This window comes from Pseudomonas sp. LPB0260 (genome assembly GCF_013388395.1).
The window spans coordinates 2,955,897-2,979,093 of sequence record NZ_CP058247.1 but is presented as its reverse complement, the minus strand read 5'-3'; the positions used below and the strand labels follow the sequence as shown (position 1 = coordinate 2,979,093).

The window sequence follows — 23,197 nt, the reverse complement described above, 5'->3', positions numbered from 1 at the left end:
TTTGCACACAGCTGAAAGGCGGGAAACTGCGTAGCTGAACGAGAAACGGCGTGCGCCTAGCCCTGTTCGAGGGAAAAGCCTTCCTGGCGCATCCTGGTCATCAACGCCTGCCAGCCCGGGAGACGCTCGGTGTTGCCGGTACGCCGCAGGCCGTCCTTCTCGACCCGATAGAGGCCATTGGAATCGAAGGCATACATCAGCAGCAGGTCCGGTCGTTGCGATGCCGGGAGCATGCTGTTGGTCAGGTTATCCAGAATCAGGGGCTCGCCGCCCGGTTCCGCGTAGTAACTGAGCACCATGTGCGCCTGGCCGCGCGTCAGTTCGCGGGTGTAGGTGATGCGCAACCGCGACTCCGGTACTCCGAGCTTGCGCAGGGTGAAATACTTAGCCAGGGAAAAGTCCTCGCAGTCGCCCGCCCCCTGCACCAGGGTCTCGATCGGCGTGGCCCAGTAGTCGCTCTGCTTCCACAACACCACATCGTCGATAAAGCGCAGCTCACGGTTGAAATACTGATTCACCGCGGCAAGCTTCTGTCGCTCGGGAAGATAGCGGCTGTCCTCGATCAGTTGGTTCCAGGACAGCAGACGGTCTTTCGCCGGCCCCTGGCGGCCGTAACGTTTTTCCGCCTTGCGCATGATCTGATCGAAGCTCCAGCTGGCCTTGGCCTCGGACGCACCGAACACCATGCCCGCGCTGAAGGTGGTGATCGCCATCCCTCGGCATACGGCGCTGGCGCACTTGGATTTCAGAAACTGTCTGAGCAACACGTTAGATCTCCGCGAACCCAGCAGAAGCCGGGTTCAGTCGAGTAGATCATTCCGTTGAGGTACTGGATAAGGCTCGAGCGGCTAATCCTGCTCAAGCGGCATTGGCGACTGGCAGCGCTCACGCACCACCCACCCCAGGCACGGTGAAACCACCCGCCAATCCAGACTAACGTCTCGGCAGAGTCTCCATCAAGATTGTTTGGTTATTAAACGCACAAGTGCGCGCCCCCGATCGCTACGGGGACGGCTTTCTCGCGGGAACGAAACGACAGCTTTATGCCCGTTCCCGGGGGCTCAGGATTGCCCTGATGCACCCGGAACGGCAAACGCTTTCACTTAGTGCCACCCGTACTCATCCCTATCTCGCTGAATGGGTGAGCGATATTGCTTCTTGGGTTGCGTAATGGATTGACGATCTTCGCTCTCGAACTCAGGGCCTGCAGCGGTAGGTTTACGCTCGAGCATCTGCACGAAGCGCTCGCTTTCGTCTTCCATGCCCTGCAATCCGTCGAGTCGCTGACTGTGGTATTGCAGCAGACGCGCACTACCGTTCTCTGCTAACAACATGGCAGCCTGCGCTTCGACCTGCGGCATAGGGGCGCTGACTGCTTGCCCGGATATAGCAGCGGCGAGTACCAGCATCGTACCGCCTACCGCCAGGGTACTGATTGTGGTTTTCATGATGCCATCCTCTTCTTCCCCCGATCCCCAGTCATTGGATAAGCGACCCTGCTGTTTGTTACGCAGGTTTCGCGCATCCAGACGGGCGGCCCTGTACATGGCTGAAGGCCATGAGGCGGCGGGCTGGGTAACAAGAGTGCCTGGCCACAGCACAGTCGATTGACAGCCCCTCGCCCGGAAGGCATGACGCCTAATAGGGTTGACCTCAACCGCGGCCACTTGGTTCTAGGCTCGACCGCCCCGGGCATAGGCAGACTCGGCTGAACGAACCGCAGCCCAGACAAGCATGGTGACGGGCCACGGATGACTGCCAACTCGCTGCAGCCAGGCCCGGATGGCCAGGTGGGCGGCCGCTCGCGATCAGGCTTTCCGGTCAGCCAGGGCCTGGCGGATCACCCCCGCCAGGCGCTTGAGCCCTTCGCCCAGGCGCTCGGGCGCCACGTGACTGAAGTTCAAGCGCAGGTGCCCCGGATGCTGGTCCGGCTCGATGAAGAACGGCTCGCCCGGCATGAAGGCGACATTCTGCTCCAGCGCCGGCCCCAGCAAGCTGCGGGTATCCAGCGGCTGCTTGAGGGTCAGCCAGAAGAACAGGCCGCCCTGGGGGATCTCCCAGTCGGCCAGATCGGCGAAATGCTCGAGCAAGGAGGCCTGCATGGCGTCGCGGCGAATCCGGTAGAAATCGCGCAGCTCGGCCAGGTGGCCGCGATACTGCTCGCTGCCCAGCCACTGCAGGGCCTGCCACTGGCCGATGCGGTTGGTGTGCAGGTCGGCCGACTGCTTCAGGCGCAGCAGATAGGGGAACAGGTCGGGGGTGGCGATCAGGTAACCGACCCGCAGGCCCGGCAACAGGGTCTTGGATACGGTGCCGGTATAGATCCAGCTGGCCTTCTGCAGGCGGCTGACGATCGGGCTGGCCTGGCCCTCGTCGAACACCAGCTCGCGATACGGCTCGTCCTCGATCAGGGTCACGCCGAACTCGTCCAGCAGCGCCGCCACCGCTTCGCGCTTGGCCTCGCTGTAGCGCGTGCCGGACGGATTCTGGAAGGTCGGGATCAGGTAGGCGAAGGCCGGCTTGTGCTGTTCCAGACGCTGGCGCAAGGCGCTTAACTCCGGGCCGTCGGCCTCCTGGGGCACGCCGATGCAGTCGGCGCCGAACAGCTGGAAGGCCTGTAGCGCCGCCAGGTAGGTGGGCGCCTCGAGCAGCACCTCGGTACCCGGGTCGATAAACAGCTTGCTGGCCAGGTCCAGGGTCTGCTGCGAGCCGCTGACGATCAGCACCTGGCTGGCCTCGCAGGGCACCCCTAGGGCGCGGGCCTCGGCAGCGATGATCTCGCGCAGGGCCGGCTCGCCCTCGCTCATGCCGTACTGGCCCATGCTCGCCGGCATGTCCGCCCACTCGACCTTTGGCAGCATGGGCTCGGCGGGCAGGCCGCCGGCGAACGACATGACTTCGGGACGCTGCGCCGCGGCGAGGATTTCACGGATCAGGGAGCTTTTCAGGCGGGCAACGCGTTCGGAGAAGGCCATGGGTGTCACCGGGGTGCTAAGTCGAGGAATTTGGGTCAAACTGCTTGACCGAAACTACGACGCCCCGCACATATACGTCAATATGCTTGACCTTAAAAACCCAACCACTCAGCAGGCCGCCATGGAGGCCTTCTTCTTCGGCTACCAGGCGTTCACCGCCAAGGCCGACGAGATGCTGGCGCGCCGCGGGCTCTCCAGGGTGCACCAGCGCATCCTGTTCTTCATCGCCAAATACCCGGGTCTGAGCGTCAAGCAACTGCTCAGCTATCTGGGCGTGAGCAAGCAGGCCCTGAGCACGCCGCTGCGCCAGTTGCAGGAGATGCACCTGGTCAGCAGCGTCACCGCCGTGGACGACAAGCGCAAGCGCCTGCTCGGCATCACCGCCGAGGGGGCCAAGCTGGAGCAGGCCCTGCGCCGCGAGCAGGCCAAGCTGCTGCAGCGCGCCTTCGCCGAGGCCGGCGAAGAGGCGGTCAGGGGCTGGCTGGGGGTCAACCTGGCCTTGAGCGGCAATCGGCAGGTCAGTTCCGATCCAGAGCAAGAAAGCCCATAGCTGTATCGGTCAACGCAGCGCTTGCTGTACCGCGACGCCCTGGGTGGCGAGGCATAGGCTTGCAGTCATTGCCCACGAGTACCCGCCATGACCGCCGAACTGCTGCTCGCCTTCGTTCTCTTCGCCTTCGTCACCTCGATTACCCCCGGGCCGAACAACATGATGTTGCTGGCCTCCGGGGTGAACTTCGGCCTGCGCCGCAGCGTGCCGCACATGCTCGGCATCAGCCTGGGCTTCATGGTCCTGGTGCTGGCGGTCGGCCTGGGCCTGGGCCAGCTGTTCGAGCAGGTGCCGGCGCTGTACGGCATCCTGCGCTATGCCGGTGCGGCCTACCTGCTGTATCTGGCCTGGAAAATCGCCCAGGCCGGCGCGCCGGACAGCGAGGGAGCTCGCAGCGCCAAGCCGTTCAGCTTCCTCCAGGCAGCGGCCTTCCAGTGGGTCAACCCCAAGGCCTGGGTGATGGCCATCGGCGCCATCACCACCTACACCCCGCAGGAGGACTTCCTGGTCAACGTGGTGCTGATCGCCGCCCTGTTCGCCCTGGTCAACTGCCCCAGCGTCGGCCTGTGGACGGTGACCGGTAGCCTGCTGCGCAACTGGCTGAACGACCCGCGCGTGCTCCGCCGCTTCAATATCGGCATGGCCCTGCTGCTGGTCGCCTCGCTCTACCCTATCCTGCTCGACGCCAAGGGAGCCCTGTGATGAGCGAGGCAACCCAGGCGCGCCTGCGCCCCCTGGCCGACAGCTCAACCTCGGCGGTGGTCGCCGGCTTCATCGCCATGCTCACCGGCTACACCAGTTCCCTGGTGCTGATGTTCCAGGCCGGCCAGGCCGCCGGGCTGTCCGACGGGCAGATTTCCTCGTGGATCTGGGCCCTGTCGGTGGGTATGGGCCTGTGCTGCATCGGCCTGTCGCTGCGCTACCGTGCGCCGGTGATGATCGCCTGGTCGACCCCCGGCGCGGCGCTGCTGATCAGCAGCCTGCCGGGAGTAGCCTACGGCGAGGCGATCGGCGCCTATATCCTCGCCTCGGCGCTCATCGTGCTGATTGGCCTGACCGGCAGTTTCGATCGCATCATGCGCCGCATTCCCGCCTCCATCGCCGCCGCCCTGCTGGCCGGAGTGTTGTTCAAGATCGGCCTGGAAATCGGCGGCGCCGCCGAGCAGCAGCCCATCCTGGTAATCGCCATGCTGCTGGCCTACCTGATGGGCAAGCGCCTGCTGCCGCGCTACGCGGTGCTGGCCGCGCTGCTGGTCGGCTGCGCGCTAGCCGGCTGGTCCGGCCTGCTGGATTTTTCCGACTTCGAACTGCAGGTGGCCACGCCCGAATGGACCAGCCCCGCCTTTTCCTGGGAGGCGGCCATCAGCATCGGCATCCCGCTGTTCATCGTCGCCATGGCCTCGCAGAACCTGCCCGGCATGGCCGTGCTGCGGGCCAACGGCTACCACCAGGTGCCGGCCTCCTCGCTGCTGAACGTCACCGGCCTGACCTCGATCCTGCTGGCGCCGTTCGGCTCCCACGGCATCCACCTGGCGGCGCTCAGCGCGGCCATCTGCGCCGGCCCGGAGGCCCACGAGGATCCGGCCAAGCGCTACACCGCGGCGGTCTGGTGCGGGGTGTTCTACGTCATCGCCGGAATCTTCGGCGCCACCCTGGCGGCGCTGTTCAGCGCCCTGCCCAAGGCGCTGATCCTGTCGGTCGCCGCCCTGGCACTGTTCGCCTCGATCATCGGCGGCCTGACCCAGGCCATGAGCGAACCCAAGGAGCGCGAAGCGGCGCTGATCACCTTCCTGGTCACCGCCTCGGGCATGACCCTACTGTCCATCGGCTCGGCCTTCTGGGGCATAGTCGCCGGCCTGCTATGCCTGTTCATCCTCAACTGGCGCAAGGCCTGAGCGACAAAAAAGAAGGCGCCTCCCGGCGCCTTTTTCCTGCGTGTCCGCTCAGGCGGCTTCGGCAGTCAGTTCCCGGCCATGGACCCGGCTGACCCACCAACCGAACAGCGCCGCAGTGAAGAACATGATGATGCTGTAGATCGCCGCCGGCATGGCCATGGTCGAGTTGTTCAGCAGCACCGGGCTCAGGGCCAGGGCGATGGCCAGGGTGCCGTTGTGGATGCCGATCTCCATGCCGATGGCGATGGCCTGGGGCAGGCTCAGCTTGAACAGGCGCGGCACCCAGTAGCCGACCGCCAGGCTAAGCAGGTTGAAGGCCAGCGCCGCACCGCCCACCAGTGGCGCGTAGTCGACGAAGGTCTGCCAGTCCTTGACCAGGGCCAGGAGGATGATCAGCAACAGGAACAGCGCCGAGGCGATCTTCACCGGCTTCTGCATGCGCTCGGCGAAACCGGCGAAGCGGCTGCGCAGCCACATGCCGATGGCCACCGGGCCGAGGACGATGACGAACACCTGCAACACCTTGCCGAACTGCAAGGGAATGGCCTGGTCGGCGGCCATGAAGTGCAGCAGCGCCAGATTGACGATCAGCGGCATGGTCAGGATGGCGATCACCGAGTTGACCGCGGTCAGGGTGATGTTCAGCGCCACATCGCCGTGGGCCAGATGGCTGTAGAGGTTGGCCGTGGTGCCACCGGGCGAGGCGGCCAGCAGCATCAGGCCCACCGCCAGCGCCGGCGCCAGGCCGAAGAGCTTGGTCAGGCCGAAGCACAGCAGCGGCAGCACCAGCAGCTGGCAGCCCAGGCCGATCAGCACCGGCTTGGGAAATTTCACCACCCGGGCGAAATCGGCGACGCTCAGCGACAGGCCCAGGCCGAGCATGATGATGCCCAGGGCAACAGGCAGGAACAGCGTCAATAAGGGGTCTGCAGTCATGGGTACTCTTCCTGGAGTGGAAACTCGATGGGCGATTCTGGCCAGACAGCGCCGTGTTGCGCAGTGACTTTACCGGCCAAAGCAGCGGCCAGCTATCGCAACGAGGGAAAAGGCGCCGGCTCCGGCGCCTTTTAGCGAGCCAGCCAGGCAGGACTCAGATCGCCGTGGCACCACCATCCACCGCCAGCGCCTGGCCGGTGGTGAAGGCCGCATGATCGCTGCACAGGTAGAGCACCGCACAGGCCACCTCCTCGACCCGGCCGATACGCCCGACCGGATGCATGGCGGCGGCGAACTCGCCCTTCTTCGGATCGGCCTCGTAGGCGCGGCGGAACATGTCGGTGTCGATCACCGCCGGACACACCGCGTTGACCCGGATGTTCTTGCGCGCGTACTCGATCGCCGCCGACTTGCTCAGGCCGATCACCGCATGCTTGGACGCCGAGTAGATGCTCATCTTCGGCGCCGCGCCGAGGCCGGCGACCGAGGCGGTGTTGACGATGGCCCCGCCGCCCTGAGCCAGCAGCAGCGGGATCTGGTGTTTCATGCACAGCCACACGCCCTTGACGTTGACCCCCATGATGGCGTCGAACTCGGCTTCGCTGCCATCGGCCAGCTTGCCCTTCTCGATCTCGATGCCGGCGTTGTTGAAGGCGTAGTCCAGGCGCCCGTAGGTCTCCAGGGTGAAGGCCATCAGCGCCTGCACCTCGGCGTCGCGGGTCACGTCGCAGCGGCTGAAGCTGGCGTCGCCGCCGGACGCGCGGATCAGCTCGACGGTGCCCTCGCCGCCCGCCACATCGACGTCGGAAACCACCACCTTGAGGCCCTCGCTGGCGAATGCCAGGGCGGTGGCGCGACCTATGCCGGCGGCGGCGCCGGTGACCAGGGCAACCTGGCCGGAAAAGCTCAAGCTCATCTGTGTGTCCTCACGAGACGGAAAAGTCAGGCTCGAGTCTAGTCAGAGAGACGCACCCGGCGGCAGCACTATCAAGACAGCGGTTGCCGCCCTATCCAGGCGATGGATGCAGACAGCGGCCGCTCAGGCCGACTCCGCCGCGTCCTGCATGAGCGGCCGCCAGCGCCGCAGCAGCAGATACAGGGTAGGAATCACCAGCAGGGTGAAGAAGGTGCCGAGCAGCAGCCCGCCGACTATCACCAGGCCGATCTGCTGGCGGCTCTCGGCGCCGGCGCCGCCGGCCAGGGCCAGGGGCAGCGAGCCGAGGACCATCGCCCCGGTGGTCATCAGGATCGGCCGCAGGCGTTGCTGTGCGGCGTGCAGCACCGCCTCGCGCAGCACCTCGCCGCGGCGCAGCAACTGGTTGGCGAACTCGACGATGAGGATGCCGTGCTTGGTGATCAGGCCGACCAGGGTCACCAGGCCGACCTGGGAGTAGATGTTCAGGGTGCCGCCGAACAGGTACAGGGCCAGCAGGGCGCCGGCCATCGACAGCGGCACGCTGAACAGGATGATCAGCGGGTCGATGAAGCTCTCGAACTGCGCCGCCAGCACCAGGTAGATGAACGCCAGGGCCAGGGCGAAGATCAACCCGATGCCGGCGCTGGCCTCCTTGAATTCGCGCGAGGTGCCGGCGTAGTCGAACAGGGTGCCGTCCGGGAACAGCTCGCGGGCCTCGCCCTCCAGGTGTTCGAGGGCCTCGCCGAGGGTATTCCCGGCACCGACGTTGGCGCTCAGGGTCGCCGCGCGCAGCTGGTTGAAGTGGTTGAGTTCGCGCGGCGCCACGCTCTCGCGCACCTCGATCAGGTTGGACAGCTGCACCATGCCGCCGTCGCGCCCACGCACGTAGACGCGGTCGAGGTCGGCGGGATTGCTGCGGTCGACATCGGCCAGTTGCACCAGCACCTCGTACTGCTCGCCGAGGCGCTTGAAGCGGGTCACCTGGCGGCTGCCGAACAGGCTCTCCAGGCTGCGGCCGATGGTCGCCACATCGCTGCCCACCGCCACCGCCTGCTCGCGGTTGACCGACACCTTGAGCTGCGGCGTGTTGAGCTTGAGGTCGCTATCCAGGCTCTCCAGCCCCGGGTAGTCGCGCAGCCGCTCCAGCAGCGCCTCGACGTAGCCCTCCAGCTCGGCGAACTCCAGGGACGAGCGGATCACCAGATTGACCGGCTGGCTGCGCACGCTCTGCCCCAGCGGCGGACGATTGACCGGAAAGGCGCGGATGCCGGGAATCTCCTGCAGCCTGGGCAGCAACTCCTGGCGAATGGCGAACTGGCTGCGCTGGCGCTGGTCCCAGTCCTCCAGTTTCATGAAGGAGATGCCCTGGGTCACGGTGGGAAAGCCGGTGATCACCACGTAGCGATTGGTCTCGGCGATGCCGTCGTACACCGCCTCGATCTGCCGCGCATAGCGGCTGGTGTAGTCGATGGTGGCGCCTTCCGGGGCGCTGAATACCCCGATGATGGTGCCGGTGTCCTCGGTCGGCGCCAGCTCCGACCTGAGCCCGGCGAACAGCCAGAAACAGGTCAGCAGCACCGCCGCGAGCAGCGCCAGGACCAGCCACCAGCGCTCCAGCGCGTGCGCCAGCAGGCGCTGGTAACCCAGGCTCAGCCCATGCAGCCCGTCCTCGATCAGGTTGTAGGCACGGTTATGCCGTGCGTTCGGCCGATGCGGCGGCAGCAGGCGCGCGCACATCATCGGCGACAGGCTGAGGGCGACGAAGCCGGAGACGATCACCGCGCCGGCCAGGGTCCAGGCGAACTCGGTGAACAGCTTGCCGGTGGTGCCGGGCATGAAGCCGATCGGCGCATAGACCGCGGCCAGGGTCAGGGTCATGGCGATGACCGCGAAGGCGATCTCGCGGCTGCCCTTGAAGGCTGCCTGCAGCGGCGACAGCCCTCGTTCCAGGTGGCGATGGATGTTCTCCAGCATGACGATGGCGTCGTCCACCACCAGGCCGATGGCCAGGACCATGGCCAACAGGGTCAAGGTGTTGATGGAAAAGCCCATCAGCGCCATCAGGGCGAAGGCGCCGATCAGCGACACCGGGATGGTCACCAGCGGGATCAGGGTGGCGCGCAGCGAGCGGAGGAACAGGAAGATGATCAGGATGACCAGCGCCACCGCTTCCCAGATGGTGGTGTAGACGTTGTCGATCGACTCGCGGATGAACAGCGAGCTGTCGTGGGCCACCGCCATCTGCATGCCCTCGGGCAGCAGCGCGCGCACGTCCGCCAGCGCCGCCTGGACCCCGTCGGAGATGTCCAGCGGATTGGCCGTGGCCTGCTTGACCATGCCGATCACCACCGCCGGCTGGCCGTTGAAGCGCACCACGCTGCGGGTACTGGCCGGACCGATCTCGGCGCGACCGACGTCGGCCAGGCGCAGCAGGTAGCCGCGCGAATCGTCGAGGATCAGCTGCTCGAACGCCTCGGCGCTGCGCAGGTCGGTCTCCGACAGCAGGTTGAACTCGCGCTGGCGCGACTCGATGCGCCCGGCGGGAATCTCCACGTTCTGCCGGCGCAGGGCATCCTCCACGTCCTGCACCGTCAGGCCATGGGCGGCCAGGCGCTCCGGGTCCAGCCAGATGCGCATGGCCGGGCTGCGTGCGCCGCGGATCTGCACCTCGGAGACCCCGGGAATGACCTGCAGGCGATCCTTGACCAGGCGTTCGAGCAGGTCGGTGATGGCCATCGGCGAATGGCGCTCGCTGTAGAAGGCCAGGAACATCACCGGCTGCGCATCGGCCTCGACCTTCTGCACCACCGGTTCGTCGATCTCGTCCGGCAGCAGCCCGCGCACCCGGCCGAGGCGGTCGCGCACGTCATTGGCCGCCACGTCGGCGTCGCTACCGAGGCGGAACCGCGCGGTGATCTGGGTGTTTTCCGTGCGGCTGACCGAGCTGACGAAGTCCAGCCCCTCGATGCCCGACAGCACATCCTCGATCGGCTGCGCCACCTGGGACTCCATGATCTGCGGGCTGGCCCCCGGATAGCCGACGCTGACGGTGACGATCGGCACGTCGATGTTCGGGTACTCGCGCACCGTCAGGCGCTGATAGCCCATCAGCCCGAGCAGCACCAGCACCAGGGACAGCACGCAGGCCAGCACCGGACGGCGGATGCACAGCTCCGGGAGGCTCACGCGCCCTCCCCGGCGACGCGGGTGCGCACCGCCATGCCCGGCCTGACCTTGTGCCAGCCGGCGCTGATCAGGGTTTCATCGCCATTCAGCCCCTCGCGCACCTCGACGCGCCCGCCCAGGCGCCGCCCGAGCCTGATTTCGCGCTGCTCGACCTTGCCGTCCACCACCAGGTTGACCAGCAGCCGCTCGCCCAGGGGCATCACCGCCTCCTCCGGAATCACCAGGGCCTGCGGGCGTTCGGCGAGGATCACCGTGACCCGCACGAACTGCCCGGGCTTGAGGCGCAGCCCGGGGTTGCTCAGGCGCGCGCGGATCGCCTGGCTGCGCCCGGCCTCGTCCAGCTGCGGATTGATGGCGCTGATCGTGCCGTGGAACAGCTCGTCGGCGAAGGCATCGAGGCGGATCTCCACCGCCTGGCCGGGATGGATCTTGCCGACCGCCTTCTGCGGCACGCGAAAATCCAGTTTGAGCGGGTCGAGCACCTCCAGGTTGACGATGTCCTGGCCGGCTTCGAGGTAGTCACCGGGGCTGACCTGGCGCAGGCCGAGAACGCCATCGTAGGGCGCGCGAAGCCGGGTCTTGTGCAGGCGCGCCTGGGCCAGGGCCAGGCCGGCCCGCGCCGCCTGCTGGCGTGCCTGCGCCTCGTCGCGGGCCTGGGCATTGCTGGCACCGCGCTGGAACAGCTGCTGGAGGCGCCGAAAGCTCTTCTCCGCCAGGTCCAGATTGGCCCGGGCCAGGGCCAGTTCGGCGCGGGCGATGGCATCGTCCAGGCTGACCAGCAGGTCGCCGGCCGCCACCGCCTGGCCCTCGGCAAAATGCAGGCGGGCCAGACGCCCTTCGATCTCCGGGCGGATCATCACCGACTCGTCGGAGCGCAGGCTGCCGAAGGTGACCAGTTCGTCGCGCACCAGGGTGCGCTCGGGGCGCACCACCTCGACCAGGGGGCCCTGGCCTTCGTCGGCCTGACTGAACGCGCCGACCAGCGACAGGGCGATGGCAACGGCGTAGCGACGCACATGGGCTGGCATGGCGGCCCCCTGACTCCTGAAGAGCTAAGTCTAGCCGCCCGCCTGGCGCGCCAGCGTTACGCCGCGCCGAGGTGAATCTAGCGCCTACTGACGCATGCCGCGACCGCCAACCAGCAGACGGATGCACACCGTATAGAGCACCACCGTGGCCAGCAGCATGAAGCCGATGGCCACGCCGATGCCGATGTCCGAGACACCGAGAATGCCGTAGCGGAAGGCGTTGACCATGTGCAGGATCGGGTTGGCCAGCGACACCGTCTGCCAGAACGGCGGCAACAGGGCGATCGAGTAGAACACCCCGCCCAGGTAGGTCAGCGGCGTCAGCACGAAGGTCGGGATGATCGAGATGTCGTCGAAGCTGCGGGCGAACACGGCGTTGACGAAGCCGCCCATGGAAAAGATGGTCGCGGTCATCAGCACCACCAGCACCGTCAGCCCCAGGTGATGCACCGAAAGCTTGGTGAAGAACAGCGACAGCAGGGTGACGATCAGGCCGACCAGCAGGCCGCGCAGCACGCCGCCGACCACGAAGCCGATGAGGATGATGTGCGGCGACACCGGCGACACCAGCAATTCCTCGATGTTGCGCTGGAACTTGCTGCCGAAGAAGCTCGACACCACGTTGCCGTAGGAGTTGGTGATCACCGACATCATGATCAGCCCCGGCACGATGTACTCCATGTAGCTGAAGCCGCCCATGTCGCCGATCTGCCGGCCGATCAGGTTACCGAAGATGACGAAGTACAGGACCATGGTGATCGCCGGCGGCAGCAGGGTCTGCGGCCAGATGCGGGTGAAGCGGCGGATCTCGCGGTAGACGATGGTGCGCAGGGCCACCAGGTTGGCGGCCAGCTCGCTGTTGAGGTAAGCGGTGTTCATAGCGCCGGCTCCTTGGCCAGGTTCTTCTCCACCAGGGAGACGAACAGCTCCTCCAGGCGATTGGTCTTGTTGCGCAGGCTGAGCACCTCGATACGCTGCTGGGCCAGCTGGCGGAACAGCTCGGTTACCCCCTGACTCTTGTCCACCTGCACCTCCAGGGTGTGATGGTCGACCAGCTGCGCCGGATAGCCCACCAGCTGCGGCGGCACCAGCTGGGACTCCTTGAGGTCGAGCAGGAAGGTCTCCACGTGCAGCTTCTTCAGCAGGTCCTTCATGCTGGTGTTCTCGACGATGCGGCCGTGATCGATGATGCCGATGTTGCGGCACAGCTGCTCGGCCTCCTCCAGGTAGTGGGTGGTGAGGATGATGGTGATGCCCTGGCGGTTGAGTTCGGTGAGGAAGTTCCACATCGAACGGCGCAACTCGATGTCCACCCCGGCGGTCGGCTCGTCGAGGATCAGCAGGCGCGGCTGATGGACCAGGGCGCGGGCGATCATCAGGCGGCGCTTCATGCCGCCGGACAGCTCGCGCGAGGCGACGTTGCGCTTGTCCCACAGGCCCAGCTGCTTGAGGTACTGCTCGGCGCGTTCCTTGGCGATCTTCGCCGGGATGCCGTAGTAGCCCGCCTGGGTGACGACGATGTCGAAGACCTTCTCGAACTGGTTGAAGTTGAACTCCTGGGGCACCACGCCGAGGCAGCGCTTGAGCGCCGCCGGCTGCTGGTCCAGGTCATGGCCGAACACGTTCACCGTACCGCCGCTCTTGTTGACCAGGGTCGAGAGGATGCCAATGGTGGTGGACTTGCCGGCGCCATTGGGGCCGAGCAAGGCGAAGAAGTCGCCTTCGGCCACATCCAGGTCGATGCCATGCAGGGCCTGGAAGCCATTGCCGTAGGTCTTGGTCAGCTGCCGGATGGACAGAGCAGTAGTCATGAGGGGCACGCACACAATGAAGAGGATTGCTTAGATAGGGGTTAACGCGGGCATTTGCAACCACCCGGCCGAGGTTGCCCAGGCCATCGCGGCACCGAAAAGGTCGATCGAGCGCCCACACGCAGGCGATGAACTGCACGGGCTCGACTACGAACCAGGGTCCGCGCAAGCCGCGAGCCCTGCACCCTACCACCCTGAAATCAATAAGAAAGACACGATTTCTGATGTTAGCTATCAATCCGCTTTATGGATTGCCCGCCTCCGGGCGAACTCGTGGCCGCGCTGCCGGTCTCTCATCGATGATAGCCAGTGCGCGGCTGGCGCCAGGCCTGTGACTCCCTCGAGCGCGCCAGCCCAGTCACCGCCCGCGCCGATGCCGGCTAAGCTCACCCTATCAATCCCGCCCCCTGGTCATGGAGGATTCTGCATGCTCGTCGTCTGGTTGCTCGTACTGGTGTTCGGCGTGGCCTATCTGGCCCACCGCCGCACCGCGCCTCTCCCCGCGCTGGCCATTGCGGCCGGCTACCTGCTCGCCATGGGCGCCTTCAGCCGCACGCCAGGCTGGCTGCTGGCGCTGTTCTGGCTGCTGTGGCTGGCCATCCTGCTGCCGCTGCTGTTCGCGGAGCAACGCCGCCAGTGGCTCAGCGCGCCGCTGTTCGCCTGGTTCCAGCGGGTATTGCCGCCCATGTCGGACACCGAGCGCGAGGCCATCGAGGCCGGCAGCGTCTGGTGGGACGGCGAGCTGTTCAGCGGCCGCCCGGACTGGAACAAGCTGCTCGACTACCCCAAGGCCAGGCTCAGCGAGGAAGAGCAGGCCTTCCTCGACGGCCCCACCGAGGAGCTGTGCGCCATGGTCAGCGACTGGGAGATCGGCCAGCAGATGGACCTGCCGCCCAAGGCCTGGGAGCACATCAAACAGCACGGATTCTTCGCCCTGATCATTCCCAAGGAGTATGGCGGCAAGGGTTTCTCCGCCTATGCCCACTCCCAGGTGGCGATGAAGCTGGCGACCCGCAGCGGCGACCTAGCCTCCACGGTCATGGTGCCCAACTCCCTCGGCCCGGCCGAACTGCTGTTGCACTACGGCACCGACGAACAGCGCCAGCACTACCTGCCGCGCCTGGCCCGCGGCGAGGACATTCCCTGCTTCGCCCTCACCGGCCCCCTGGCCGGCTCCGACGCCGGCGCCATGCCGGACAGCGGCATCGTCTGCAAGGGTCAGTGGAACGGCGAGGAGGTGCTCGGCCTGCGCCTGACCTGGGAGAAGCGCTATATCACCCTGGGGCCGGTGGCCACCCTGCTCGGCCTGGCTTTCAAGGCCTATGACCCCGACCACCTGCTCGGCGAGGAGGAGGACCTGGGCATCAGCCTGGCCCTGGTGCCCACCGACACCCCCGGGGTGGAGATCGGCCGCCGCCACCTGCCCCTCGGCGCCGCCTTCATGAACGGCCCGAACTCCGGCAAGGACGTGTTCATCCCGCTGGATTACCTGATCGGCGGCCAGGAAATGCTCGGCAAGGGCTGGATGATGCTGATGAACTGCCTGTCGGTGGGCCGCTCCATTTCCCTGCCAGCGGTCGGTACCGGCGCGGCCAAGTTCACCAGCCTCACCAGCGGCCAGTACAGCCAGCTGCGCGAGCAGTTCGGCGTGCCCCTGGCCGCATTCGAGGGCATCGAGGAGGTCCTGGCGCGCATCGCCGGCAACGCCTGGCTGATGGACAGCGCCCGCATTCTCACCGCCAACGCGGTGGACCTGGGCGAGAAGCCCTCGGTGCTCTCGGCGGTGCTCAAGTACCACCTGACCGAGCGCGGCCGCGAGTGCATCCGCCACGCCATGGACGTCCACGGCGGCAAGGGCATCATCATGGGGCCGAACAACTACCTGGCGCGCTCCTGGCAAGGCGCGCCGATCTTCATCACCGTGGAAGGCGCCAACATCCTCTCGCGCAACCTGATGATCTTCGGCCAGGGGGCGATCCGCTGCCATCCTTACGTGCTCAAGGAAATGGCCCTGGCCACCCGCGAAGACAGCGAGGAGGCGCTCGAGGAGTTCGATGGGTTGCTGCTGCAGCACATCGGCTTCGCCGTCAGCAATGCCGCCAGCAGCCTGCTGCTGAGCCTGAGCCTAGGCCTGTTCGGCCAGGTGCCCGGCGACAGCCTCAGCCAGCCGTACTTCCGCGCTTTGAACCGCCTGGCCGCCGCCTTCGCCCTGCTCGCCGACCTGAGCATGATGCTGCTGGGCGGCGAATTGAAACGCCGCGAGCGCCTCTCGGCGCGCCTGGGCGATGTGCTCAGCTACCTCTACCTGGCCTCGGCGGCGCTCAAGCGCTACCACGACCTGGGCTGCCCGGAACACTCGCGCGCCCTGCTGAGCTGGGCCCAGGAGGAATGCCTGGCACAGGCAGAGCAGGCGCTGGAGGAGCTGCTTGGCAACTTCCCCAATCGCCTGCTCGGCTATGCCCTGCGCGCCCTGGTGCTGCCCTTCGGTCGCCGCCACAAGGGACCGAGCGACGAGCTGGATGCGCAGGTGGCGGCAATCATCGGTCGCAACAGCGGTGATGCGGCCCTGGAGGAGCTGCTCGAAGGCTGCTACCGGCCGCGGGGCGAGAAGGACCCGGTGGCCGCCCTGCAACACGCCATGGACCTGCGCGACAGCACTCGAGCGGCCCAGGAAAAACTGGACCGGGCGCTCAAGTCCGGACAGCTGCGCGAGGCCCCCGGACAGAACCTGTTCGATGCGGCGCGCAGTGCCGACCTGCTGAGCGACGAGGAGGCGCGGCAACTGGAACAGGCGCAAGCCGCGCGGCGGGCGGTGATCGATGTCGACGACTTCGCCGCGGACGAACTGAAGCTCAGCCGCGGCAAGGTGCGCTGACGGGACAGCGGGCGCCGGGAGCTCTATACTCCCGCGCCCGTTTCACTGATAGGACCCACCTGATGGCCAGCGCCTACCTCGATCACCATCTCGCCCTGCTCGCACACCTGCGCGGCATCCTGGTCGCCCTGGGCGAGGCCGAGCAGATTCTCGACGACAGCCATGCACTGTTCCTCGAACGCTTCGATGAACTGCTCAGGGAACTGCCGCAAGACCCGGAAGCCAGCCTCTACCTCGGCCAGGACCTGATCAGTCAGATCTTCCACCGCTACCCGCAGATCGCCCACCTGGTGCCGCGCGACCTGCTGTGGTTCTTCGGCGGCGACTGCCTGCACTTCATGCCGGACGAGGAGATCGAACTGTTTCAGCGCCTCGACGAGCGCCGCTTCGAAGCCGAGCAGAACGACGAACCCTTCGACTGGAACCAGGAAAAGCAGCTACTGGCCCTGCCGCCGCAGAGCAGCAAGCACTGAGCGCGAGTCACCCAAGGGACGCCAGAAACGAAAAAAGCCCGCTCGGCATCACCGGCGGGCTTTTTCATGAGCGCCAGCACGGCGCAAACGAAAACGCCGCTCGATGAGCGGCGTTTTCGTGTATTTGGAGCGGGAAACGAGACTCGAACTCGCGACCCCGACCTTGGCAAGGTCGTGCTCTACCAACTGAGCTATTCCCGCATTTGCTACAACAAATTGGCGTCCCCTAGGGGACTCGAACCCCTGTTACCGCCGTGAAAGGGCGGTGTCCTAGGCCACTAGACGAAGGGGACCTGGAACTCTACCTGTCGCGGCGTTGCCAGTCGCCCGACCCGAACAGCGCCCTACGAGCGATATTCGTTGAAATTTGGAGCGGGAAACGAGACTCGAACTCGCGACCCCGACCTTGGCAAGGTCGTGCTCTACCAACTGAGCTATTCCCGCATTACTGCAACGCACTTCCACTGGGAAAGTGGCGTCCCCTAGGGGACTCGAACCCCTGTTACCGCCGTGAAAGGGCGGTGTCCTAGGCCACTAGACGAAGGGGACCCAGACCGGAACCTACAACAGACTTTCCGGCTTCCTGGCCCTGCCTATCGGCATTGCCCTGGAAGTGGCGCGCATTCTAGGGAGCCTTTCGGGGATCGTCAACCACTCTGTAATTTTTTTTTAAAATCAACGACTTCAGTCCAGAAGCTGATGAACGTCTATGAGCTTGACGGCCAAGGCACTACACTCGGGCGAATTTCAGGCCGCCGAGAGATAGAAACTATGTCCCCCCTGGTGATTACCTTGCTGATTGTCGGCGGCATCTTCATTTTGATCGCCATTGCCTACATCAATCACATGGTCGAGCAGAGCAAGCTCAAGAAGGCGCGCCTCAAGGCCGACCTCAATGACCGCTTGCGGCGCTGCGCCGACCTGTCGGAATCCATGCCGGGGCAGTTGATGACCCCCCAACTGAAGCTGCTGCTCAGCCGCCTGCAGTTGCATTTCAGCGAGCACCTGCTGGCACTGGACAAGAGCGCCGCCAGCAGGACCCGTGTCGACGAACTGCGCCAGCTGGTCGCCCTGGGCGAGTCGATCACGGTGCGCAACCCACCGCAGCCGGTGCTCAACGAGGCCAAGGCCAAGGAAGTCCGCTTTCAGCTGGAAAACCTGCATGGGCAAATCACCCGCTGCGCCAAGGAAGGTGTTCTCAATAGCAACGAAGGCAAGCACTGGTTGAACGAAGTCCGCCACATGCTCGCCCAGCTGCATATCGAATTCTTCAACAATCTGGGCCAGCAGGCCCTGCAGCAGAACCATCCCGGTCAGGCACGCCTGGCCTTCGAGCGCGGCGTGCAGTATCTGCGCAAACAAACGGACCCCGGCCGCTACCAGGCCCAGCTGAAGCAGCTGGAAAACCAGCTCGCCCGCGCCAATGCCATGGTGCTGGAAACCGTCAAGCCGGCCAGCGATGAAACCAGCGAGCTGACCCAGGGCCTCGAGGAGCTGGACGATGACTGGAAGAAGAAGAACATCTACGACTAAGCAGTCGCCACGCCTTCCCTCCCCCACCCGATAGGCACAACCGATGAGCCTGACTGTCTATGGCGCGCCACTCTCGCCATTCGTACGCAAAGTCCGCCTGTATCTGCTGGAAAGCGGCCTGGACTATCAACTGGAGATCGTCCTGCCTTTCGGCCAGCCGGCCTGGTACTACGACCTCAATCCGCTGGGCCGCATTCCCGCGCTCAAGGACGGCGACTTCAGCCTCGCCGACTCCGGCGTCATCTGCCACTACCTGAGCGACAAGTACCCCGAAGGCGCCGAATTGACCGGCACGGGTGCCGAGCAGCGGGCGCGGGTGAGCTGGCTGGAGAAATACGCCGACTATGAGCTGGCGCCCCTGTGCACCTTCGCCGTGTTCCGCAACCGAGCACTCAAGCCGAGCATGGGCCAGCCATGCGATGAGGCTGCCGTGCGGGCCGCGCTGGAGGAGAAACTGCCGCCGCATTTCGACTACCTGGAAAAGCGCCTGGAGGGTGCCGACTACCTGGTCGGCGAGCGCCTGACCCTGGCCGACCTGGCGGTCTGCAGCCAGCTGATCAACATGGAACATGGCGGCGAGCAGCTCGATGAACGGCGCTGGCCCAACCTGGCCGCGCACTACGCGCGAATCAAGGCGCGCCCCTCGGTGCAATCGATTCTCCCCGGCGAGCAGAAAATGCTCGCCAAGATGAGCGCCAGGGCCTGAGTCGGCGCGCCCCCGCCCCGTCCGCCAGTGCGGGCTGGCCGGGGGTGCGGATTCAGCAGTCGCTGAGGCGGAGGAACACCTCGGCCAGGCGCTCGATACCAGCCTGGTCCTGCGCACTGAAACGCGCCAGAACGGGGCTGTCCAGGTCCAGCACGCCGATCAGTCGCCCCTCCTTCACCAGCGGCACCACCAGCTCGCTGCTGGACGCACTGTCACAGGCGATGTGTCCGGCGAAGGCATGCACGTCCTCGACCCGCTGCGTCTGCCGACTGGCCGCCGCCACGCCGCACACGCCGCGACCGAAGGGGATCCGCACACAGGCCACCTTGCCCTGGAACGGCCCCAGCACCAGCTCCTCGCCACGGGCCAGGTAGAAACCGGCCCAGTTGAGGTCGGCCAGTTCCTGAAACAGGAAGGCGGAGAATTGCGCGGCATTGGCGATGAAGTCGCGTTCATCGGCCAGCAGCGCTTCCAGCTGCGCCTGCAGCAGCGAATAACCTTCGAGTCCAGCGCCGCTCGCTTGCAGATCGGTCATGCCTGCGCCTCCAACAACTTGAGTCCTACCCAGTGCCGGGCGAACTGGTAGGCGCAGCGGCCGTTGCGGTTACCACGCCCCAGCGCCCAGCGGATCGCCGCCTTTTCCAGGTCCTCGCTCCACTGCCAGGCCAACCCGACCGCCGCGGCCTGGACCTCGATCCAGTGCCGCACCACCGCGAGAAAGTGCTCCTGGGTGAAAGGGTAGAAGGACAGCCACAGGCCGAAGCGGTCGGACAGGGCGATCTTGTCCTCCACCGCCTCGCTGGGATGCAGCTCGCCGTCGACCATCTGCGAGGCCTGATTGTCACTGTGCTTCTCCGGCAGCAGGTGGCGACGATTGGAGGTGGCGTACAGCAGCACGTTCTCCGGCGCGCGCTCCAACGAGCCATCCAGCACGCTCTTCAGCACCCGGTAGTCACCCTCACCCGCCTCGAAGGACAGGTCGTCGCAGAACAGCACGAAACGCTGGGGCAGGTTGGCCAGTTGCTCGACCAACCGCGGCAGGTCCGCCAGGTGATCGCGTTCGATCTCGATCAGTCGCAGACCACCCGCGGCATGCTCGGCCAACAGCGCCCGCACCAGGGAGGACTTGCCGGTGCCGCGGGCACCCCAGAGCAATGCATGGTTGGCCGGCAGCCCCTGGACGAACTGGCGGGTATTGCGCGCCAACTGCTCGCGCTGGGCATCCACGCCGATCAGGTCGCCCAGATCGAGATCGAGGCTGATTTGCAGCGGCTGCAGGTAGCCACCGCGCCCCTCGCGATGCCAGCGGGCAGCCAGGCTCTGCTGCCAGTCGATGGCCGCCCGCTGGGCCGGCAGATAGGGCTCGAGACGGGCGAGCACGGCCTCGGCCCGCTGCAGAAAGCTGTTCAACCGGGAATCCACGGCGCACTCCTTGATAGGTAAATCCTGCCAACTCCCTCTGCCGACTCAGGAAGCAGATGGGCTATGCTTGGCTGGCGAATGGATACGAGACTGCCGGCCCCCATGGACATACCGCTCACCCAACGCCTGTCGTTCAAACAGGCCGGCCTGACCGTGTTGGTGGCGTTCATCCTGGGCACCGTCCTCAGCGTCGTTCAGGTGGGCGTCGATTATGCCAGCGAAGACGCCTCCATCAATCGCGAGATTCGCGCGCTCATGGAGATCAGCCACAATCCGGCGGCGCGCATCGCCTACAACATCGACGCCGAACTGGCCCAGGAACTGGTGTTCGGTCTGCTGCGCTCGCCGGCGGTGATCAGTGCGCAGATCATCGACAACAGCAGCCTGGTCCTCGCCAGTGTCAGCCGCCCCGCCAGCAAGAGCGGCTACCGGGTATTCAGCGACTTCCTGTTCGGCGCCCGACGCCACTTCGAGACCCCCCTGTTCGTCAGCCATGCCCCGGGCGAAGCCCTCGGCGTGCTGCGCCTGGAAGTCGACACCTACGCCTTCGGCAATCACTTTCTGCGGCGCGCCGTGCTCACCCTGCTGACCGGCTTCGCCCGCAGCCTACTGCTCGCCCTGATACTCCTGGTGCTGTTCTACTTCACCCTGACCAAGCCGCTGGTGGAGACCATCCACGCCCTCAGCGAGCGCGACCCGGGCACCCCGAACCGCAAGAAACTGCCCTGCCCGCCCGGCCATGAACGCGACGAGATCGGCACCCTGATCAAGGTCACCAACCAGCAGTTTTCCAGCATCGCCTCGGAGATCGAGCAGCGCCGTGAAGCCGAGGATCGCCTGACCCAGTACCTGGGCGAACTGGAGAACATCGTTTCGGCGCGCACCGCCGAGCTGAAGGCGGCCAACGCCCGACTGCTGCAGTCCAACCAGGAGCTGGAGCAGGCGCGGCATAGCGCGCTGGAAATGGCCCAGGCGCGCTCGACGTTTCTGGCCAACATGAGCCACGAGATTCGCACCCCGCTGAACGGCCTGCTGGGCATGCTCGGCCTCTCCCTCGACGGCCCGCTGAGCCAGGAGCAGCGCCAGCAACTGTCGATTGCCCACGACTCCGGCAAGGTGCTGGTCGAGTTGCTCAACGACATCCTCGACCTGTCGAAGTTCGAGGCCGGCCAGCTGGAGCTGGAGTTCATCCCCTTCGACCTGGGAGGCCTGGTGGAGAATACCGTCAGCCTGCTCTCGCAGAATGCGCTGCCGAACGTCGAGCTGACCTGCCTGATCGACCCGCGGCTGCCCGCCCAGGTGCTGGGCGATCCAACCCGCGTGCGCCAGATCGTTAGCAACCTGCTGTCCAACGCCCTCAAGTTCACCCGCTCGGGCCGCGTCGATGTGCGCGTCGAGGGCAACCTGGACGGCGTCCGGATCAGTGTCCGCGATACCGGCATCGGCATCTCCGAAGAAGCCCAGGCACGCATCTTCCAGCCGTTCGCCCAGGCCGGCGCGGGGATTACCCGCCAGTTCGGCGGCACTGGCCTCGGCCTGGCGCTGGCCCGCCACCTGTGCGAAGCCATGCACGGCCATCTCAAGCTGGAGTCCAGCGAGGGTAACGGCAGTCGCTTCTGCGCCAGCCTGCCACTGCCGTGCCACGCCCCCGCCGCGACCATGCCGAGCCTGAGCGGACAGGTGGTAGCCCTGTGTGCGGCCGACTCCGGCCTGAACGAGCAGCTCGCCATGCTCCTGCCCAGCTGGGGGCTGGACTACCAATGCCTGGAGAGCAATGCCAGTCCGGCTGCACGCTCCGCCGACCTGCTGATCAGCGACCGCCTGGAGTGCCTGTCCGACCTGCGCCCGACATGTACCGCGCCGCTGCTGCTGGTCAGGGCCTATGGCAGCTTCCTCGCCGACGCCCAAGCCAAGGCCCTGGCGCCCATCGAGCAGATCGCTCGTCCCTTGTCGCGCCATGCCCTGCTCCAGGCCATCAGCCGCGGCCTCGATCAGGCACCGCAAGAGGCGCCGACAGCCTCGGCGCCCACACCCGAAATAGAGCGCCAGGCGCGGGTCCTGCTGGTCGAGGACAACCCGGTCAACCAGCTGGTGGCCAAAGGCATGCTGATCAAGCTCGGCTGCGAGGTGCTGCTGGCCAATCATGGCGCCGAGGCGCTGCAACAGCTGCAACAGCTGCAACAGCTGCAACAGCATGCCGTCGACCTGGTGCTGATGGACTGCAACATGCCGGTGATGGATGGCTACGAGGCCAGTCGCCGGATCCGCCAGGACGAGGCCACCCAGTCGCTGCCGATCATCGCCCTGACCGCCAACGCCCTGCCCGACGAACGCGAACGCTGCCAAGCGGCCGGCATGAATGACTACCTGGCCAAGCCGTTCCGCCGTGATGAACTGGCCGCCCTGCTCGACCAGTGGCTGGCGGTCAGCGCTGCGGGCTGACCCGCTCGAGCAACTGTCCCACCCGCTCACGCAGATCGGCCAGCGCATCGAGGTCCATCCCCCGCTCGCAGAGCAGCCGCTGCTTGAGTGACAGCGCCTGCTCGCGCAGGGCGTTGCCGGCGTCGGTCAGCGCCAGGTGCACCTCGCGCTCGTCTGTGGGCGAGCGCCGACGCACCAGCAGCTCTAGCTGCTCCAGGCGCTTGAGCAGGGGCGTCAGGGTTCCGGAGTCGAGCAGCAGGCGCTCGCCCAGCGCCTTGACGGTGGGTTGTGCCGGCGGACTGGCCTGCCACTCCCACAGCACCAGCATCGCCAGGTACTGCGGGTAGGTCAGGTGCAGCTGCTCGAGCATCGGCCGATAGGCGCGAATCACCGCCCGGGACGCCGCGTACAGCTTGAAGCACAGCTGGTTGTCCAGCTGCAGCGGGTCGTCGGGCGCCATTGCCCCTGGC

Annotated in this window: 20 protein-coding genes and 4 tRNA genes; 8 read left to right on the top strand and 16 right to left on the bottom strand. The window is 66.1% G+C overall.

Annotated elements, in window-relative coordinates; all coding sequences use genetic code 11:
- Window positions 1-56: 56 nt before the first annotated feature.
- The 3 genes from LPB260_RS13480 to LPB260_RS13470 form a co-directional block, all read right to left on the bottom strand.
- The gene (locus LPB260_RS13480; protein ID WP_256625626.1) at window positions 57-767 is read right to left on the bottom strand and encodes a transglutaminase-like cysteine peptidase; all 711 of its coding nucleotides are present in this window, start codon (window positions 765-767) and stop codon (window positions 57-59) included.
- A gap of 336 nt (window positions 768-1,103) precedes the next feature.
- The gene (locus LPB260_RS13475) at window positions 1,104-1,448 is read right to left on the bottom strand and encodes a hypothetical protein (RefSeq protein WP_208709437.1); all 345 of its coding nucleotides are present in this window, start codon (window positions 1,446-1,448) and stop codon (window positions 1,104-1,106) included.
- A 360-nt stretch (window positions 1,449-1,808) separates the two neighbouring features.
- Window positions 1,809-2,975 (bottom strand): PLP-dependent aminotransferase family protein, encoded by a 1,167-nt coding sequence (locus LPB260_RS13470; RefSeq protein WP_208709435.1) that lies wholly within the window; start codon window positions 2,973-2,975, stop codon window positions 1,809-1,811.
- A gap of 82 nt (window positions 2,976-3,057) precedes the next feature.
- On the opposite strand from LPB260_RS13470, the gene LPB260_RS13465 reads away from it, so the two are divergent.
- The 3 genes from LPB260_RS13465 to LPB260_RS13455 all read left to right on the top strand — a co-directional run bounded on the left by LPB260_RS13465 (window position 3,058) and on the right by LPB260_RS13455 (window position 5,420).
- Window positions 3,058-3,525, top strand: coding sequence for a MarR family winged helix-turn-helix transcriptional regulator (locus LPB260_RS13465; RefSeq protein ID WP_208709433.1), 468 nt, complete (start codon window positions 3,058-3,060; stop codon window positions 3,523-3,525).
- An 87-nt stretch (window positions 3,526-3,612) separates the two neighbouring features.
- Window positions 3,613-4,227, top strand: coding sequence for a LysE family translocator (locus LPB260_RS13460; protein ID WP_208709431.1), 615 nt, complete (start codon window positions 3,613-3,615; stop codon window positions 4,225-4,227).
- A complete protein-coding gene (locus tag LPB260_RS13455) occupies window positions 4,227-5,420 on the top strand; it encodes a benzoate/H(+) symporter BenE family transporter (protein ID WP_208709428.1) in 1,194 nt (397 codons plus the stop codon). Before LPB260_RS13460 ends, LPB260_RS13455 begins: the two co-directional genes overlap by 1 nt.
- 48 nt (window positions 5,421-5,468) lie before the next feature.
- Here LPB260_RS13455 and LPB260_RS13450 read toward each other — a convergent pair whose 3' ends face one another.
- The 6 genes from LPB260_RS13450 to LPB260_RS13425 form a co-directional block, all read right to left on the bottom strand.
- Window positions 5,469-6,356 (bottom strand): bile acid:sodium symporter family protein, encoded by an 888-nt coding sequence (locus LPB260_RS13450; RefSeq protein ID WP_208709426.1) that lies wholly within the window; start codon window positions 6,354-6,356, stop codon window positions 5,469-5,471.
- Window positions 6,357-6,510: 154 nt separating this feature from the next.
- A complete protein-coding gene (locus LPB260_RS13445) occupies window positions 6,511-7,272 on the bottom strand; it encodes an SDR family oxidoreductase (protein WP_208709424.1) in 762 nt (253 codons plus the stop codon).
- A gap of 123 nt (window positions 7,273-7,395) precedes the next feature.
- Window positions 7,396-10,458, bottom strand: coding sequence for an efflux RND transporter permease subunit (locus tag LPB260_RS13440; RefSeq protein ID WP_208709422.1), 3,063 nt, complete (start codon window positions 10,456-10,458; stop codon window positions 7,396-7,398).
- Window positions 10,455-11,486, bottom strand: a complete 1,032-nt coding sequence (locus LPB260_RS13435; protein WP_208709420.1) for an efflux RND transporter periplasmic adaptor subunit — start codon at window positions 11,484-11,486, stop codon at window positions 10,455-10,457. The genes LPB260_RS13440 and LPB260_RS13435 overlap by 4 nt, the downstream gene beginning before the upstream one ends.
- Before the next feature lie 84 nt (window positions 11,487-11,570).
- The gene (locus LPB260_RS13430; protein WP_208709418.1) at window positions 11,571-12,365 is read right to left on the bottom strand and encodes an ABC transporter permease; all 795 of its coding nucleotides are present in this window, start codon (window positions 12,363-12,365) and stop codon (window positions 11,571-11,573) included.
- Window positions 12,362-13,297, bottom strand: coding sequence for an ABC transporter ATP-binding protein (locus LPB260_RS13425; protein ID WP_208709416.1), 936 nt, complete (start codon window positions 13,295-13,297; stop codon window positions 12,362-12,364). The genes LPB260_RS13430 and LPB260_RS13425 overlap by 4 nt, the downstream gene beginning before the upstream one ends.
- A 427-nt stretch (window positions 13,298-13,724) precedes the next feature.
- Here LPB260_RS13425 and LPB260_RS13420 point away from each other — a divergent pair, with 427 nt between their 5' ends.
- Window positions 13,725-16,172, top strand: coding sequence for an acyl-CoA dehydrogenase (locus LPB260_RS13420; protein WP_208709414.1), 2,448 nt, complete (start codon window positions 13,725-13,727; stop codon window positions 16,170-16,172).
- A gap of 62 nt (window positions 16,173-16,234) precedes the next feature.
- Entirely contained in the window at window positions 16,235-16,645 is a 411-nt protein-coding gene (locus LPB260_RS13415) for a PA2817 family protein (protein WP_208709412.1), read from the top strand.
- A 125-nt stretch (window positions 16,646-16,770) separates the two neighbouring features.
- On the opposite strand, the gene LPB260_RS13410 is transcribed toward LPB260_RS13415, so the two are convergent.
- The 4 genes from LPB260_RS13410 to LPB260_RS13395 all read right to left on the bottom strand — a co-directional run bounded on the left by LPB260_RS13410 (window position 16,771) and on the right by LPB260_RS13395 (window position 17,194).
- A tRNA-Gly gene (locus LPB260_RS13410) sits at window positions 16,771-16,846 on the bottom strand.
- A 16-nt stretch (window positions 16,847-16,862) separates the two neighbouring features.
- Window positions 16,863-16,938: transfer RNA gene (locus LPB260_RS13405), tRNA-Glu, on the bottom strand.
- Between the two features lie 75 nt (window positions 16,939-17,013).
- Window positions 17,014-17,089: transfer RNA gene (locus LPB260_RS13400), tRNA-Gly, on the bottom strand.
- A gap of 29 nt (window positions 17,090-17,118) precedes the next feature.
- Window positions 17,119-17,194 (bottom strand) — tRNA-Glu (locus LPB260_RS13395).
- 222 nt (window positions 17,195-17,416) lie between these two features.
- Between LPB260_RS13395 and LPB260_RS13390 the strand changes: the two genes are divergently transcribed.
- Together LPB260_RS13390 and LPB260_RS13385 are read left to right on the top strand one after the other, a co-directional pair.
- A complete protein-coding gene (locus LPB260_RS13390) occupies window positions 17,417-18,178 on the top strand; it encodes a hypothetical protein (RefSeq protein ID WP_208709410.1) in 762 nt (253 codons plus the stop codon).
- Window positions 18,179-18,221: 43 nt separating this feature from the next.
- On the top strand, window positions 18,222-18,884 hold the full coding sequence (locus LPB260_RS13385) for a glutathione S-transferase family protein (protein WP_208709408.1): 663 nt from the start codon (window positions 18,222-18,224) through the stop codon (window positions 18,882-18,884).
- A 52-nt stretch (window positions 18,885-18,936) separates the two neighbouring features.
- Here LPB260_RS13385 and LPB260_RS13380 read toward each other — a convergent pair whose 3' ends face one another.
- Both LPB260_RS13380 and LPB260_RS13375 read right to left on the bottom strand, forming a co-directional pair.
- Window positions 18,937-19,419 carry a GAF domain-containing protein gene (locus LPB260_RS13380; protein WP_208709406.1) on the bottom strand — a complete coding sequence of 161 codons (483 nt, stop codon included), beginning with the start codon at window positions 19,417-19,419 and terminating at the stop codon, window positions 18,937-18,939.
- Window positions 19,416-20,306, bottom strand: a complete 891-nt coding sequence (locus tag LPB260_RS13375; RefSeq protein ID WP_208709404.1) for an ATP-binding protein — start codon at window positions 20,304-20,306, stop codon at window positions 19,416-19,418. Before LPB260_RS13375 ends, LPB260_RS13380 begins: the two co-directional genes overlap by 4 nt.
- Window positions 20,307-20,408: 102 nt before the next feature.
- Between LPB260_RS13375 and LPB260_RS13370 the strand changes: the two genes are divergently transcribed.
- Window positions 20,409-22,748, top strand: a complete 2,340-nt coding sequence (locus LPB260_RS13370; protein WP_208709403.1) for an ATP-binding protein — start codon at window positions 20,409-20,411, stop codon at window positions 22,746-22,748.
- On the opposite strand, the gene LPB260_RS13365 is transcribed toward LPB260_RS13370, so the two are convergent.
- Window positions 22,732-23,187 carry a MarR family winged helix-turn-helix transcriptional regulator gene (locus LPB260_RS13365; protein ID WP_256625625.1) on the bottom strand — a complete coding sequence of 152 codons (456 nt, stop codon included), beginning with the start codon at window positions 23,185-23,187 and terminating at the stop codon, window positions 22,732-22,734. The two genes, LPB260_RS13370 and LPB260_RS13365, sit on opposite strands and share 17 nt — an antisense overlap.
- Window positions 23,188-23,197: the final 10 nt, after the last annotated feature.

Excerpts from the sequence above, each read along its gene's own strand:
- LPB260_RS13475 (WP_208709437.1), bottom strand. The coding sequence starts at position 1,448 with ATGAAAACCACAATCAGTACCCTGGCGGTAGGCGGTACGATGCTGGTA.
- LPB260_RS13470 (WP_208709435.1), bottom strand. The coding sequence starts at position 2,975 with ATGGCCTTCTCCGAACGCGTTGCCCGCCTGAAAAGCTCCCTGATCCGT.
- LPB260_RS13465 (WP_208709433.1), top strand. The coding sequence starts at position 3,058 with ATGCTTGACCTTAAAAACCCAACCACTCAGCAGGCCGCCATGGAGGCC.
- LPB260_RS13460 (WP_208709431.1), top strand. The coding sequence starts at position 3,613 with ATGACCGCCGAACTGCTGCTCGCCTTCGTTCTCTTCGCCTTCGTCACC.
- LPB260_RS13455 (WP_208709428.1), top strand. The coding sequence starts at position 4,227 with ATGAGCGAGGCAACCCAGGCGCGCCTGCGCCCCCTGGCCGACAGCTCA.
- LPB260_RS13450 (WP_208709426.1), bottom strand. The coding sequence starts at position 6,356 with ATGACTGCAGACCCCTTATTGACGCTGTTCCTGCCTGTTGCCCTGGGC.
- LPB260_RS13445 (WP_208709424.1), bottom strand. The coding sequence starts at position 7,272 with ATGAGCTTGAGCTTTTCCGGCCAGGTTGCCCTGGTCACCGGCGCCGCC.
- LPB260_RS13435 (WP_208709420.1), bottom strand. The coding sequence starts at position 11,486 with ATGCCAGCCCATGTGCGTCGCTACGCCGTTGCCATCGCCCTGTCGCTG.
- LPB260_RS13430 (WP_208709418.1), bottom strand. The coding sequence starts at position 12,365 with ATGAACACCGCTTACCTCAACAGCGAGCTGGCCGCCAACCTGGTGGCC.
- LPB260_RS13425 (WP_208709416.1), bottom strand. The coding sequence starts at position 13,297 with ATGACTACTGCTCTGTCCATCCGGCAGCTGACCAAGACCTACGGCAAT.
- LPB260_RS13420 (WP_208709414.1), top strand. The coding sequence starts at position 13,725 with ATGCTCGTCGTCTGGTTGCTCGTACTGGTGTTCGGCGTGGCCTATCTG.
- LPB260_RS13415 (WP_208709412.1), top strand. The coding sequence starts at position 16,235 with ATGGCCAGCGCCTACCTCGATCACCATCTCGCCCTGCTCGCACACCTG.
- LPB260_RS13390 (WP_208709410.1), top strand. The coding sequence starts at position 17,417 with ATGTCCCCCCTGGTGATTACCTTGCTGATTGTCGGCGGCATCTTCATT.
- LPB260_RS13385 (WP_208709408.1), top strand. The coding sequence starts at position 18,222 with ATGAGCCTGACTGTCTATGGCGCGCCACTCTCGCCATTCGTACGCAAA.
- LPB260_RS13380 (WP_208709406.1), bottom strand. The coding sequence starts at position 19,419 with ATGACCGATCTGCAAGCGAGCGGCGCTGGACTCGAAGGTTATTCGCTG.
- LPB260_RS13370 (WP_208709403.1), top strand. The coding sequence starts at position 20,409 with ATGGACATACCGCTCACCCAACGCCTGTCGTTCAAACAGGCCGGCCTG.
- LPB260_RS13365 (WP_256625625.1), bottom strand. The coding sequence starts at position 23,187 with ATGGCGCCCGACGACCCGCTGCAGCTGGACAACCAGCTGTGCTTCAAG.